Source organism: Pseudomonas graminis, assembly GCF_004364335.1.
Lineage (GTDB): Bacteria > Pseudomonadota > Gammaproteobacteria > Pseudomonadales > Pseudomonadaceae > Aquipseudomonas > Aquipseudomonas graminis_D.
In genome coordinates, this window is record NZ_SOCR01000004.1 from 356,177 (window position 1) to 370,133 (window position 13,957).

The following is a 13,957-nucleotide window of genomic DNA, read 5'->3' on the forward strand; positions in this document are numbered from 1 at the left end:
AGGCTGTGGAGTGGGTCATGCGTGACTTCGTAAAGATCGCGACTGACTACGCCAAGGCCGCAGTAGCGGACAAGAAGCGCAAGAAGCACGGAAAGCTGATACGCCAGGCTGCTCAGCGCTTTCTCGATGACCTCAAACGGGCGAAAAAGAAAGATTGCCCGTTCATGTTTGATCCGTGGCACGCCAACGACCCTTGCGACTTCATCGAAAAGCTGCACCACGTCGAGGGCAAGTGGGAGAAACCCACAATCGTGATGCACGCGTCTCACGTTTTCTTCGTCGTTCAGCTCTTCGGCTTTCGCAAGCGCGAGGCGGTCTTCACCGAAGGGTGGGGCGGCAACGGGATGTTCCACCCGCGCCGCTTTACCTCGGCACTGTTCGCAGTCGCGCGAAAGAACGCGAAGAGCACGCTGTCGTCGGCCATCCTGCTGTATTGCGAGTGCTGCGAGCCGGAAGAAGGCGCGCAGATCGTCAGCGCGGCGACCACGTTCGGCCAGGCCGCAATCATTTTCAACGCTGCCAAGCGGATGACCGAAAAGAACGCTGACCTGCGCGAGTATTTCGGTCTTGAGGTCTGGGCAAAATCGATCAGCCGGGCCGAGACCGGTGCTAGTTTCAAGCCGATTCACGCGAAGGCCTCGACTCAGGACGGCCTGAACCCGTCGCACGTCGGGCTCGATGAGATCCACGCACACAAAACCGCTGACCTGCTCAACGTATTGCAGTCAGCAGCCGGCGCCCGGGGCAACCCGTTGTGGCTGTTCACGACCACCGAGGGTTACACGAACCCCGGGCCGTGGGCCGAAATCAGGATGTTCGCCAAGAAATTGCTGGCCGGGCTGTTCGGCCACACGGCTGATCACTATCTGGTCGTGTTTTACGCGCTCGACGACGAAGACAAAACTCTCGGCATCAAGGCTGATGAGGAGTTCGACGAACGCTGCTGGATCAAAGCCAACCCACTGATGGATGTGAACCCGCACCTGCTGGCGGCGATCCGCAAGGAGGCCGTGGAAGCGAAGCAGATGCCGTCGAAGATGGCGGAGTTTCGAATCAAGCGGCTGAACCGGCCGGCATCTACCGCTGACGGCTGGATTGACCTCAACAAGTGGCAGCAATGCGGCGGCGAGGTTGACCTTGAATGGCTGGCGGACTTCCCCTGCTGGGGTGGGCTCGACCTGGCATCGACAACTGACCTCACAAGCTTTCGCCTGATCTGGAACGTGGACGGCGTCATCTACACGTATGCCTGGCGCTGGGCACCGGAGAGCGCAGTGGCGTTCCGCACGGAGCGCGGCACGGTTCCTTACGCGTCGTGGGTGGAATCCGGACTGCTCAAGCAGACCGAGGGCGACGTCACGGATTACGCCGTGATCGAAGCGGACGTGAAGGCTGCAAATGAGCGGTTCAACATCCAGGCCATCGGTTACGACAAGTGGAACGCCTCGGACCTGGTGAACCGGCTCGTTGCCGGCGACGTCCCGATGGTCGAGTTCATCCAGGGGCCGAAGTCATACCACCCGGCGATGCAGGTACTCGAACGGGCTTACATTTCCGGGCAGTTTGCCCACGGTTCGGACCCTCTTTTGAACTGGTGCGCCTCGAACCTCATCGCCAGGCGCGACGACAACATGAACATGGCGCCCGACAAGAAGCGGTCAGCCGACAAGATCGACGACATGACCGCCTTGCTTATGGCAATTGGCGTCTCGGGCGCCAGTCCGGACGACGTCAATGTCGATGATTTCCTCTCTAGACCAATGAGTATGTAATGGCCGAAACCGACTACAGCATCGATCTGCGCACGCGCAGTCCCTTCTGGGCGCGGATGGCAAGCTACTTTGTCGGCGGACGCCTGACCACTCCTGAAAAGGGCTCGCAAACCGGGCCGATATCGGCGTCTGGCGTTGTGGGCGACTCGGTCGTCAACGACGAGCGCTCGCTGCAGATTTCAACGGTCTTCGCCTGCGTGCGGTTGATCTCAAGCGTCACCGCCTGTATGCCGCTGGACGTTTTTGAGACAAAAGGGGATGACCGAACCAAGGCCCCGCTGACCCACCCGCTCGCGCGGCTCCTGCGGTACATGCCCAACCAGTACATGACGGCCTTCGACTTCCGAGTCGCAATGACCATGCAGCTCTGCTTCTACGGAAACGCTTATGCGCTGATCGAGCGCAACGTGGCGGGTGATGTGATCAGCCTGATCCCGATGATGTCAGTGAACATGGACGTTCGCATGGAAGGCAAACGGGTGATTTACAAATACCGGCGTGACTCGGAATACGCGGAATTCAAGCAGAGTGAGATCTTTCACCTGAAGGGTTTTGGCTTCAATGGTCTGGTCGGGCTATCGCCGATTGCTTTCGGAGCCAAAACTGCAGGCGTCGCGGTCGCGATGGAAGATCAGCAGCGCGACTTTTACGCCAACGGCGCGAAGTCACCGCAAATCCTCTCCACCGGCGAGAAGACGCTGAACAAGGTCCAGCGCGACCAAGTGGAGGAGAACTTCAAGGAAATCTCCGGCGGGCCGGTCAAGAAGCGGCTGTGGATCATCGAGGCGGGCTTCACCACCCAACCGATCGGGGTCAGTCCGCAGGATGCGGAGACAATGGCCGCTCGGAAGTTTCAAGTCAGCGAGCTGGCGCGGTTCTTCGGTGTTCCGCCGCATCTGGTGGGTGATGTCGAAAAATCCACCAGTTGGGGGTCGGGCATCGAGCAGCAGAACCTAGGCTTTCTGCAGTACACCATGGACCCGTACCTCGAAATCTGGGAGACCAGCATCCTCCGCTGGCTGGTGAAGCCTGCTGATCTGGGCAAGGTCCACGCCGAGCACAACCGCGACGGGCTGCTCAGCGGTGACTCGACGGCCCGGGCGAACTACATGAAGACGCTTGTCGATACCGGCCTGCTGACCATCAACGAAGGACGTCGAGTGAACAATCGGCCTCCGCTCCCAGGCGGTGATGTGGCCACGCGGCAATCCCAAAACGTGCCCCTTGAGCAACTTGGCAAAACAAACCCCGCCCCTGGCGGGGTTTAGTTTTTCTGGAGTCAGTAAATGTCGAATATTCATAAGACCATCGCCTTCGAACAGGCTGAAATCAAGTTCTCCGGCGGGGGCACGCAGGGCGTCTTCGAAGGTTATGCCAGCGTCTTCAACAAGGTCGATGCGGATGGCGACATCATTCTACCGGGCGCCTTTGCGAAGGCGCTTACGGGCCAGTCCCGACCGGTGGCGATGTTCTTCAACCACCAGCGAAACGCCATTCCTGTTGGGAAGTGGCTGCACCTGGAAGAGGACAGCAAGGGATTGCTCGCGCGCGGCGAGCTCACCCCGGGTAATCCTCAGTCCGAGGCGCTCAAGTCCGCGATGCAGCACGGCACCGTAAACGGCCTGTCGGTGGGCTTTCTGGCTGGCGCTGCCGACTTCGACCGCATTGCGACCGGCATGGCCTTCAAGTCCATGCAGCGGCTGCGGGAGATCAGCATTTGCACGGAGCCAGCCAACGAAGACGCATCGATCTCCTCGTTAAAGAGCATGGACGCCATCGAATCCATTCGTGATGCGGAGCACTGGCTGAGGGATTCGGCCGGCCTATCCAAATCCGAAGCGCAGGCGTTGATCGCCCGCATCAAGTCCGCAGTTCGGAGCGATTCCGAAGGTGGCGAAATCACCGCGATCCTGGATCGCATCAAGTCCTTCCCATCTGTAGGAAAATAAACATGTCCGAATTGGCCCAGATTCAAAAGGCTATCGAAACCGCGCAAGAGAACATGACCGCACTGTTCGATGCGCAGAAGAAAGAGATCACCGCGACCGGTGAAGTCAGCAAGAAGATTCAAACCGATCTGCAGACCGTGCAGGACGAGCTCAAAACCGCAGGTACCCGCCTGTTCGACCTGGAATCCAAACTCGCCGGCGGCGAACTGGACAACCCAGAGCACAAAAAGAGCTTCGCCGAGCGCGCGGCAGAGGACATCAAAAAAGGCTGGAACGGCTCCACTTCCGGCAAAGTTGATGTCAAGAGCTTCAGCAAGGCGCTGGGCAGCGGTGCTGGTTCCGCTGGTGCGCTGGTACAGGCTCAGCGCAACCCAGGCATTTTGATGCCCGGTATGCGCCGTCTTACCATCCGCGACCTGCTGGCCCAGGGCCGCACTAACTCGAACGCGATCGAGTACGTGCGCGAGAACGTGTTCACCATCGGCGCCGCGCCGGTAGCCGAGGGTGCTTTGAAGCCCGAAAGCCAGCTGACGTTCACCAAGGAAACTGCGAACGTCAAAACGATCGCTCACTGGATTCAGGCTGCGCGCCAGATCATGGACGACGCGCCGATGCTGGAGTCCTACGTGAACGGCCGCCTGCTGTTCGGTCTGGACCTGGTCGAAGAAGGCCAGTTGCTCAACGGTGACGGTACCGGTGACAACCTGCTGGGTTTGAACAAGGTCGCCACTGCGTACGACACCGCGCTGAACGCCACCGGTGACACCCGCGCGGACATGATCGCTCACGCGATCTTCCAGACCAGCGAGTCCGAGTTCGAGGCATCCGGCCTGATTCTCAACCCGCGCGACTGGCACGCTATCGCGCTGCTGAAAGATGCCGATGGTCGCTACATCTTCGGCGGGCCGGCGGCGTTCGCCGCGAAAGTCATGTGGGGCCTGCCGGTTGTGGCAACCAAAGCCCAGGCGCAGGGCACCTTCACTGTCGGCGGCTTCGACCTGGCCTCGCAGATCTGGGACCGCATGGACGCAACCATCGAGGTCAGCAACCAAGACCGCGATAACTTCGTCAAGAACATGCTGACTATCCTTTGCGAAGAGCGCCTGGCGGTAACTCACTACCGTCCGACCGCGATCATCAAAGGCACTTTCACCCCAGCGGCATAATGACAGGAGCGGGGCGGGGAACCGCCCCGGTTTCACCATGAAAACTATTCGCGCGTTGCGGCAGTTCTCTCACTACCACGCTGGTAATTTCGACCAATATGAGAAGCGGCCAGTGTCTGATGACGTTGCCGATGCTTTGGTCGGCATGAAGCTCGCTGAACTGGCCGATGATGAGCAGTCCGCCCAGGTCGATGGCCAGGGAAAGGCGAAGGAAAAGGTTAAGAAATGACCGTGGCCCTTGCCGATTTGCTGGCGATGGATCTCATCAAGAAGCACTTGCGCGTCGATTCGGCGGATGAGGACGATCTGATCGAGCTGTACGCGGAGTCGGCACTGGCTTGGGCTCTCTGGTACTGCGACAACCATCAACTCGCCACCGCAGCCGACATCCCGGCAAGCTTCAAATCTGCGCTTCTGCTGCTGATCGGCCACTCCTACACGAATCGTGAAGCTGTGCTGGTCGGCACATCGGCGGAAGTTCTGCCGATGGGTGTTGGTCCGCTTCTATGGTCTTCGCGCAGCCTGGCAGACAGCAAACCGCAGGAGGAATACCCATGCGCGCCGGCGATCTCCGTCATCGGGTGACCTTCGAGCAGAAGGTCGTCACCAACGACCCCGTTTCTAACGAAGAGCTGGTGTCGTGGGTGGAATTTGCCTCGGTATGGGCCGCAATCAGGGATTTAAGCGTGCGCGAGTTCATCTCGGCGCAGTCCACCCAGTCCGAGGTCACTTGCAGGATCGTGACGCGATACCGTGACGGCTTCGACGCTGCCATGCGCGCTCGCCATGACGGCAGGATCTACAACTTGCACGGGATTTTGAGAGATCCCGTGTCTGGTAAGGAGTACTTGAGCTTCCCAGCCAGTGAGGGCACGAACGATGGGTGATCGGGTTGAGTACAAGCTCAGGGGAGCGGACGAGTTATCTGCCCGGTTCCGTGGGCTGACCGAGGAGATGCGCCGCAAGGTCGTCACGCCGGCGGCCAAGGATGCAATGGAGCTCGTTCTCGCGGACGCCAAGGACCGGGCAGCGCGGATCGATGACCCGGAAACGTCGAACTACATCCCGAAGAACCTCGCGATCGTTGAACGCAAGGCAATCGGCGTGGAAGTGGGCGCAGTTGTGATGTCTGTCGGTGTGCGGAAGCGCAGCCGGGGGCAGGGCGGTGGCAATACGTTCTATTGGTGGTGGGTTGAGCTCGGCACCGAGAAGAATCGCGCAAAGCCATTCCTGCGGCCCGCGCTAGCCAATAACCGCGAGGCCGTGTTCAAGGAGTTTCTCGGGTCGGCCAAGTACCAACTGATCAAACTCGGGGTGAACTGATGATGGCTCCCATCGTGGCTGTCTGCAAAGCGGACCCTGCGGTAACGGCGCTGCTCGGGGATGCTCCCATGCGCCTCTACCCGCACGGACAGGCTGATCAGAACGTCGCCAAGCCGTACGCCGTGTGGCAGGTGGTCAGCGGCTCACCCGTCAATTACATCAACGGCCAGCCGGACGTCGACCGGTATGGCCTGCAGATCGATGTCTACGCCACAACGGCTGTGTCTGCCGATGCGGTCGTCTCTGCCATGCGCAAAGCCATCGGAAAGCGGGCCTACATTACCGGTTTCGGCGTCGACACCGTGGACACCGCCACCAAGAACTACCGCAAAGGTTTCGATGTTGCCTGGCTGGTGAGTACATAGCCGGAAAACCTGAAAGAACGACCCGCCCCGGCGGGTTTTTTTATGCCCGCCAATATGTGATTTCGCAGGAAATCTGGGAGTACCAAATTGACCATTAATGTCCAGGGCACGGAGCTTTTCGCGATCGACCCGGCCAATAACACCATCCTCGATGTGGGCTGCTTTACCACGCTTGATGGCATCGACACTTCGGTCGCGCAAGTCGACGTGACGTGCACCAAATCGAAAGGGCGTGAATACGAAGCCGGTCTTGCTGAACCAGGTTCGGCTTCGTTCGGCTTGAACATCGACCCCAAGAACCCGGTTCACCTTCGCCTGCACCAGTTGAAGACCGCTGGCACGAAGCTCAAGTGGGTTGTGGGCTGGTCGGACGGCTACAACTTCGACACCGAAGAAGGCATCCAGCCTCTTATCGGCACGCCAGGCGGTCTTTCAGCGCTGGTGCTGAACTCGGCGGGCGCCGGCTACACCACCGCTCCTACGGTGGCTATCACCGGCGGCGGTGGCACCGGCGCGACGGCGACGGCCCAGATCGCGAACGGCAAAGTCACTGGCTTCACCATCACCAACGAAGGCACCGGTTACACCAGCGCGCCGACCGTGACGCTCACAGGTGGCTCTGGTACCGGTGCAACGGCCCGCGCGTTGGTGGAGACCGAGATCGACTTCGACCTGCCAAACACCCGCACCTGGCTCACCTTCGAAGGCTACATGAACAGTTTCCCGTTCACGTTCGGCCTGGGCGACGTCGTCAAATCCACCGTTGGCATCCAGGTTTCGGGCGAGCCCGTTCTGGTCGCCAAGAGCGCGCCGTAAGGAATACCCATGGATCTGAATATTGCTTCGCTCAAAGCGTCCGGCGCTTTCATCTCGGCACCGCAGAAGAAAGAAGTCAGCTGGCACGCCAACGGTAAGCCCCAGAAAGCCACCGTTTACGTGCTGCAGGAGTCGTTCCTTTCGCTGACCCAGCGCTGGGATGCGCAGGACCGTGGCGGCGACTTGGCCGCCCAGCGCATCGCCTCCTGCATCACCGACAAAGACGGTGTGCCGGTGTTTACCGTCGAGGACGTGGTCGGCGGGCCAGAAACAGGTCACGGCCCGCTGTGCGCGGAGCTGGCGATTGTGCTGCTCGCCGCTATCGGAGAAGTCAACAAGGTTCCGGAGGGCGCGCTCGAAAAAAAATCCAACCCGAGGAAGAGCTCTGGCACGAGCTCGCCATCGTCCTCGGCACCACGATCGCGGAAGCAAAGCAAAGAATGACCTACGTCGAGGCGATGGACTGGATGCGGTACCGGCTTCAAACCGGTTCGCTGAATCTGGGCCTTCGCCTCGATGAGGGTTTCGCGCTGCTGGCCACGGTGTTCAACAACGTCATGGGCGGTAAAGCCAAGTTTTCGGACTACATGCCGGCCCGGGGTTTTAAAGACGCCCCGAAAGCTGCCACGCCGCAGGATATGTTGGCGCTATTGCAGCGCGTGAAGGGGTGATTTATGGCTGTTGATTCGCTAGGCCAGTTGACGGTCGATCTGGTGGCGAACACCGGCGGCTTCGAAAAAGGGATGGACCGTGCCCAGCGCTCTCTCAAGTCGGCCACCCGCGAAGCCGAGAAGCAGGCCAAGCAGCTTGATAACTTGGTTGGCCAGATTGATCCGGTAGTGGGTGCCTATGGCCGCCTCGACAAGATGGAAGAGCAGCTGCGCAAGCACCGTGCAGCGGGCCGCTTGGACAAAAGTGACTTCGATGAGTACCTGAAGAAGCTCAACGACCAGCGCGACGCCATCGGCAAGACCGACACGGTCATGACCAAAGGCACGATGTCGGCCAAAGCGTACAACGCCGCGCTGCGCGGCGTGCCAGCTCAGTTCACCGATATCGCTGTGTCGCTGCAAGGTGGTCAAGCCCCGCTGACGGTCTTCCTGCAGCAGGGCGGTCAGCTCAAAGACATGTTCGGCGGCATCGGACCAGCAGCCAAGGCGTTGTCGGGCTACGTGATGGGGCTGATCAACCCTTTCACGGTCGCCGCAGCTGCGGCCGCCGTGCTGGCGCTGGCCTACAAGCAGGGCAGTGAGGAGGCGACGGCGTATAACGCGGCACTCGCGATGACGGGTAACACCGCCGGCGCGAGCGCAAACGGCCTGGCCGATATGGCTCGTCAAGTCGCTCAGTCGGGCGGCACTGTCGGCAAGGCAGCGGAGGTTCTGGCGCAGTTGGCCAGCTCTACGCGGATCCCTGTCACAGCCTTCGAGTCGATTGCGGAAGCCGCGATAAAATTCCAGTCGGCGACAGGTGTCGCGGCGGACGAGACGGTCAAGAACTTCGAGCGCATCGCCAAGGACCCGGTCGCGGAAATTCTGAAGCTCAACGAGTCGATGAATTTTCTGACGGCGACGACCTACGAGAACATCAGGTCGCTGCAGGAGCAGGGCAAAACGCAGGATGCAGCGGCGGTCGCTACGGCGGCCTATGAAGACGGGCTGAACCGCACCTCGACATCGATCAAGAACAACCTCGGCACACTGGAGTCCGCATGGGCTGGCGTCATGTCCGCCGCAAAACTGGCATGGGACGCCGCGCTCAATGTCGGCCGGGAGGACACGCTCGACCAGCAGATCAAGAAACTGGACGAGCAGCTCGATGCAATTGCGGCCAATGCCGCGAAACGCAACCAGCGTAACGCCAAAGGCCAGCTCGTCGACCCGATGAGCAACCTGACCCCAGATGACTCGTTCCGCAAGGAAGCGCTCGAGCGAGAAAAAACTGACAAGCTTGTTCAGAAGGCTGAAGAGGATCGTCGGGCCGCTTCGAAAGGGTTTGCGCAGCAACAACAGCAGCAGGCGCTGGACGATCAGCTCAAGCTGGACAAACTCCGCAAGGAAACGGAGAGCAACGCCGACAAGCGCGCCCGGGAGCTCGCCGACTACCGGCTGCTGGTGGAACGACGGATCGTCCAGGCTCGCAAGACCGGCGACAAATCCCTGGTGCTCTCGCCAGATCAGCAGGCGAAGGACATCGCCGCAATCAACGAAAAGTACAAGGACCCCAAGGCTCCGAAGACGCCGCAGTATCGAGAGGATGCCGGCACCAAGGCGTTGGACGCGGCACGGCAGCAATATGCAGCGCTTAAACAGCAGAGCGCACTGATCGGCGACCAGAACGCAGCCAGTCAGACCCTCGGCGCCAATGCGAAGAAGTTGGTCGAGTGGGAGCAGCAGCTCGCCGATATCAAGAACAAGAAGACGCTGACGGCTGATCAAAAATCGCTGCTGGCCAGCTCGGACCTCTACACCGCCCAACTCAAGCGAAACGCCGCGCTCGAGGCGGAGAACACGCTGCGCGAAAAGGCGCTGGACACCCAGCGAAAGCTCGCTGCTTTCGACGAGAACTTGCGCAACCAGCTCAGCAGCGCGCAGCAGGGCCTGGACAACAACCTTGCCGGCGCCGGTCTGGGCGATGTTCAAAGGCAGCGGCTGCAGGAACAGCGAAACATCCAGCAGTCCTATCAGTCGCAGCTCGACAAGCTGACCTCCGACTACAACAAGAGCAACAAGGACCAGTTCAGCACCGAGCTCTACGACAAGGAAACGGCATCGCTGAAAAGCGCGCTGGATCAGCGCCTGGCGATGCAACGGCAATATTACGTCGACGTGGACAAGGCCCAGAGCGATTGGACCGTCGGAGCCTCGTCTGCGTACCAGGACTATCTGCAAAGCGCCAAGGACGTCGCGGGCCAGACCAAGAGCCTGTTTACCGGAGTGTTCAGCGGCCTTGAGGATTCGGTCGTGAACTTCGCCATGACCGGTAAAGCCTCGATCGCCGATTTCACCAAATCGGTTCTGGCTGACTTGGCCCGGATCGCCGCGCGGCAGGCCGTTGCATCAGGAAGCAGCGCACTCCTTGGGCTGGCGACGACTGCAGCTACCACGTACTTCGGTGGCGGGTCTTCTGGCTCGACTCAGACCGGGTATACAGGCGCCGCTTACCAGAGCTGGCTCTCCGCGCAGCACTGGGATGGCGGCTACACCGGCGACGGCGGGAAATACGAGCCGATGGGTGTCGTTCACGGCGGAGAGGTCGTTATCCGCAAGGAAGTGGTTCAGCAGCCCGGGATGCGTCAGTACCTCGAGCGCCTGAACAAGTCCGGGAAGCCGGGTTACGCGGACGGTGGCTATGTAGGCCTGGCTTCGGGCGGGTCTGCGGCCACTGGCCCGGCCAACGCCGCCGGATCTGTAGTCATTCAACAGAACTTTACAGTGCCCAGCGCGGCAAACGACTCGTCGGCGAAAGACATGCAGGCGGTCGGGCAGGCTTATGCCGATACCGCAAAACGCGGCGCTCAGCAGGCGATCGCTGAAGAGCTTCGGCCAGGCGGGGCAATTTGGAGGACCATCAATGGCCGTTGAGACATTCACCTGGTGTCCGAAACTGGAGACGACCAGCGCGCCCGAATACCGGACCAGATCGAGCAAATTCGGCAACGGTTACGAGCAGGTGGTCGGCGACGGGCCTAACAACAAAGTCGATGTGTGGCCTCTGACATTCGTTGTGCGCGAGGCCGTTGCGCTTGAGATTAAAGCGTTTCTTGATCGGCACGCCGGGTTCAAGTCGTTCTTCTGGACGCCACCACTCGGCGAGATGAGCTTCTACCGGGCATCAGCCCCCACTGTCTCGCCGAATGGCGCAGGCTTTTACACCCTGACAACCACGTTCACCCAGTCATTCATCCCATAGGTAAAACATGCCGCTGATCAACGATATACAGGTGCTCGAACCTGGGAGTGAAGTGCTGCTGTTTGAATTGGATGGGTCTGATTTCGGCGCGGATGTGTTGCGGTTTCACGGTCACTCCATCCCGTACACAGCCGCCGAGTTGATCGCTGCTGGCGCCGATGCCGATCAGCTGCTTGCAAAAGCGATCTGGTGGCGGGGGGAGGAATACGGCGCCTGGCCGATGCAGATCGACGGCATCGAGGCGACCGGCGACGGTACGGCTGTGCGGCCGACGCTGTCTGTGGGCAACGTCAACGGCCGTATCACCGCGTTGTGTCTAGCGTTTGAAGACCTGCTGGATTTCAAGCTGACGATGCGGCACACGCTGGGCACGTATCTCGATGCCGAGAACTTCCCCGCCGGCAACCCCGACGCGGATCCCTCGCAGGAGACGATCGAGGTCTGGTTTCTGGACCAAAAGACATCGGAGAACGGGTCGAGCGTGTCGTGGGAGTTGGCGAGCCCGGGCGATGTGGGTGGTGAATCCATCGGGCGGCAGATGACGACGCTGTGCCACTGGTGCCTGACTAGTGGGTACCGCGGCCCCAACTGCAATTACACCGGCCCATACCGGGACAAGGATGGAAACCTCACCGACGATCCAGAGAAGGACGAGTGCGACGCGACTCTGGGGCGTGGTTGTGTGCCTCGCTTCGGTGAGGGCAACCCCTTGCCGTTTGGCGGCTTCCCTGCCGTTTCTCTAATCGCCAGGAGCTGACCATGCTGAAACATATTCTCAAGGCGGTTCAGGCGCACGCCGCCACCGATTACCCTCGCGAGTGTTGCGGTCTGCTGATCAGCATCGGGCGAAAACAGCAGTACATCCCGTGCACGAACACTGCGGCTGATCCAAATGAAGAGTTTCGGATCTCGCCGGAGGATTACGCCGCGGCAGAGGACCTGGGCGAGGTGATCGGCATCGTCCACTCGCATCCGGACGCCACGAGCAGGCCTTCGCCGCGCGATCTGGCGATGTGCGAGGCGACGGAGTTACCCTGGCACATCCTCAGCTGGCCTGAAGGTGATCTGCGAACCATCGTTCCCACCGGCAACACGCCGCTGCTCTGGCGTCCCTTTGTGCACGGTGCCTGGGATTGCTGGCAGGTCTGCGCTGATTGGTACAAGCGCGAATGGGGGCTGGAGTTCGAAGCCTTCAAGCGTGAGGACGGTTGGTGGGAGCAGGCCGACAGCCCGAGCCTATACGAGCAGGCGTACAAGTCGGCTGGGTTTGAGCGTGTCGGCACACCGCAGCGGGGGGACATGGTTGTCATGGAAGTCGGGCGCACGAAACATCCGAACCACGCTGGCATTTACCTCGGCGCAGATCCGATCTTGCCCAGCGAGCCGGCTGCCGTGCACGGCGCTGGGCCTTTCCTGCTCCACCACCTGTACGGCAGGCCATCGGAGATCATCATCTTCGGCGGCCCATGGCACGACAGAACACGCCTGATCCTCAGGCATAAGGACGCAAAACAGTGAACGGCCCATCCGCGGTAGAGGTTTATGAAAAAAAGTCATGAAGAGAAATCGGCTGAAGGAGCTAAGGCTTTGTTGACACGCAACAAGCCTTCGCTAGCAGATTACGCAGTCGCCGCACAAGTCATTGCTACCGCACTTTACCTTCAGACGCAGCGATGAAGCTGTGGATTGTCTTGTCGTAGATATCCTGATTAAGTTTGTTATTGCTTTGCTGAATATCTTGCACCTTTTGCACATGCCGCTTTAACGCTTCGTCCGTCAGCGCTCCCGATTCGGCCAGGGCGCTGATCAGGGCTAGTAGTGCGTCTTGCGTTGCCATAGATGCTGCTGCTTGTGCATGTTCATAACTCATATAGACCTCCTAGGTCATATTGCCCCGGTCCATGGGCTTGCAGGCAACGGCCCGGAGCGATTCGCTGAAGGCGCAAAGCTACTACGGAGGGATCCGATTCGGTTACTGAGCGTTTGTCCAGCGGTGGATGTTCGAACAGGACCTTGCTGTAAAGCTTGCTTAGCTTTATAGCTGTGGTATCAATGGGCAGAACTCTGATGGAACAAAAGGATGACGCAATGGACTTAGAAGCGGTAAAAGATCTGCGAGTGGCATTTGTCAGCTTTACCCAGGATGATTTTGACTGTTTGGTAAGCGAATCCTTTTTGCTACTGCCCAGAATGGCGCTCAGTGACATCACCGATCTGGACTTTGTGGTTATGCACTACGGACACACTCCCTATTGGGTTGCCAAGATAGAGGAGGTTGCCTACCTTAAAAGTGCGGGAAACACTGTGCAGATCAGATGCTCTGAAGTTCGCAATGTCTGGGATAGTGAAGCAGCAAAGGCTGAGCTTAAAAAGGTTTATCGTAATTTCGACGGTTCGCGGCCTTCAGTCGTTGCTTGCTCGTCAAATCAATTCTTTGCCCTCGGCACTACGGTGCAAATGAAGGTAAAAGCACCTGGGCTTGGCGGGTTGAGCTTGAAAAGAGCGATCGCGGAGATTGCAGACACTTACGGCGTTCTGTCGTCTCAAGTTGAGATCAGTATCACCGCTGTCGAGCGAGATTATTTGAGTCAAACCTGAGCCCAACCCAGCGTTGGACTTTTTGCATCAAGCCGCCAGTGCTACCCTCGGCCCTT

18 protein-coding genes are annotated in these 13,957 nt (G+C 59.6%); 17 read left to right on the plus strand and 1 reads right to left on the minus strand.

Annotated features, from left to right (window positions below; genetic code table 11):
* Nucleotides 1–17: 17 nt before the first annotated feature.
* From EC919_RS09215 to EC919_RS09290, 16 genes are all read left to right on the plus strand, one after another.
* Nucleotides 18–1,772 (plus strand): terminase large subunit, encoded by a 1,755-nt coding sequence (locus EC919_RS09215; RefSeq protein WP_133773211.1) that lies wholly within the window; start codon nucleotides 18–20, stop codon nucleotides 1,770–1,772.
* Nucleotides 1,772–3,040 carry a phage portal protein gene (locus tag EC919_RS09220; protein WP_133773213.1) on the plus strand — a complete coding sequence of 423 codons (1,269 nt, stop codon included), beginning with the start codon at nucleotides 1,772–1,774 and terminating at the stop codon, nucleotides 3,038–3,040. The genes EC919_RS09215 and EC919_RS09220 overlap by 1 nt, the downstream gene beginning before the upstream one ends.
* Nucleotides 3,041–3,058: 18 nt before the next feature.
* Nucleotides 3,059–3,721, plus strand: coding sequence for an HK97 family phage prohead protease (locus EC919_RS09225; RefSeq protein WP_133773215.1), 663 nt, complete (start codon nucleotides 3,059–3,061; stop codon nucleotides 3,719–3,721).
* A gap of 2 nt (nucleotides 3,722–3,723) precedes the next feature.
* A complete protein-coding gene (locus tag EC919_RS09230; protein WP_133773217.1) occupies nucleotides 3,724–4,887 on the plus strand; it encodes a phage major capsid protein in 1,164 nt (387 codons plus the stop codon).
* Between the two features lie 37 nt (nucleotides 4,888–4,924).
* Entirely contained in the window at nucleotides 4,925–5,116 is a 192-nt protein-coding gene (locus tag EC919_RS09235) for a hypothetical protein (RefSeq protein ID WP_133773219.1), read from the plus strand.
* Nucleotides 5,113–5,472, plus strand: coding sequence for a head-tail connector protein (locus EC919_RS09240; RefSeq protein WP_133773221.1), 360 nt, complete (start codon nucleotides 5,113–5,115; stop codon nucleotides 5,470–5,472). Before EC919_RS09235 ends, EC919_RS09240 begins: the two co-directional genes overlap by 4 nt.
* Nucleotides 5,442–5,774, plus strand: a complete 333-nt coding sequence (locus EC919_RS09245) for a phage head closure protein (protein WP_208294961.1) — start codon at nucleotides 5,442–5,444, stop codon at nucleotides 5,772–5,774. The genes EC919_RS09240 and EC919_RS09245 overlap by 31 nt, the downstream gene beginning before the upstream one ends.
* Entirely contained in the window at nucleotides 5,767–6,210 is a 444-nt protein-coding gene (locus EC919_RS09250) for an HK97-gp10 family putative phage morphogenesis protein (protein ID WP_133773223.1), read from the plus strand. Before EC919_RS09245 ends, EC919_RS09250 begins: the two co-directional genes overlap by 8 nt.
* Entirely contained in the window at nucleotides 6,210–6,575 is a 366-nt protein-coding gene (locus EC919_RS09255; RefSeq protein WP_133773225.1) for a DUF3168 domain-containing protein, read from the plus strand. Before EC919_RS09250 ends, EC919_RS09255 begins: the two co-directional genes overlap by 1 nt.
* An 87-nt stretch (nucleotides 6,576–6,662) precedes the next feature.
* Entirely contained in the window at nucleotides 6,663–7,391 is a 729-nt protein-coding gene (locus EC919_RS09260) for a phage tail tube protein (protein ID WP_133773227.1), read from the plus strand.
* 9 nt (nucleotides 7,392–7,400) lie between these two features.
* Nucleotides 7,401–7,835, plus strand: coding sequence for a phage tail assembly chaperone family protein, TAC (locus tag EC919_RS09265; RefSeq protein WP_133773228.1), 435 nt, complete (start codon nucleotides 7,401–7,403; stop codon nucleotides 7,833–7,835).
* Nucleotides 7,832–8,062 (plus strand): phage tail assembly protein T, encoded by a 231-nt coding sequence (locus EC919_RS09270; protein ID WP_133773230.1) that lies wholly within the window; start codon nucleotides 7,832–7,834, stop codon nucleotides 8,060–8,062. Before EC919_RS09265 ends, EC919_RS09270 begins: the two co-directional genes overlap by 4 nt.
* Before the next feature lie 27 nt (nucleotides 8,063–8,089).
* Nucleotides 8,090–10,975: a phage tail tape measure protein gene (locus EC919_RS09275; protein ID WP_166650516.1), complete on the plus strand. Its 2,886-nt coding sequence runs from the start codon at nucleotides 8,090–8,092 to the stop codon at nucleotides 10,973–10,975.
* Complete coding sequence (locus tag EC919_RS09280) at nucleotides 10,965–11,303, plus strand: phage tail protein (RefSeq protein ID WP_133773234.1); 339 nt, start codon at nucleotides 10,965–10,967, stop codon at nucleotides 11,301–11,303. The genes EC919_RS09275 and EC919_RS09280 overlap by 11 nt, the downstream gene beginning before the upstream one ends.
* Nucleotides 11,304–11,310: 7 nt before the next feature.
* Complete coding sequence (locus EC919_RS09285) at nucleotides 11,311–12,060, plus strand: phage minor tail protein L (RefSeq protein WP_133773236.1); 750 nt, start codon at nucleotides 11,311–11,313, stop codon at nucleotides 12,058–12,060.
* 2 nt (nucleotides 12,061–12,062) lie between these two features.
* Nucleotides 12,063–12,821, plus strand: a complete 759-nt coding sequence (locus EC919_RS09290) for a C40 family peptidase (RefSeq protein WP_133773238.1) — start codon at nucleotides 12,063–12,065, stop codon at nucleotides 12,819–12,821.
* Between the two features lie 127 nt (nucleotides 12,822–12,948).
* Here the strand turns inward: EC919_RS09290 and EC919_RS09295 are convergent, their stop codons facing one another.
* Nucleotides 12,949–13,173 (minus strand): hypothetical protein, encoded by a 225-nt coding sequence (locus EC919_RS09295; RefSeq protein WP_133773240.1) that lies wholly within the window; start codon nucleotides 13,171–13,173, stop codon nucleotides 12,949–12,951.
* A 218-nt stretch (nucleotides 13,174–13,391) separates the two neighbouring features.
* Here EC919_RS09295 and EC919_RS09300 point away from each other — a divergent pair, with 218 nt between their 5' ends.
* Nucleotides 13,392–13,901, plus strand: coding sequence for a hypothetical protein (locus EC919_RS09300; protein WP_133773242.1), 510 nt, complete (start codon nucleotides 13,392–13,394; stop codon nucleotides 13,899–13,901).
* Nucleotides 13,902–13,957: the final 56 nt, after the last annotated feature.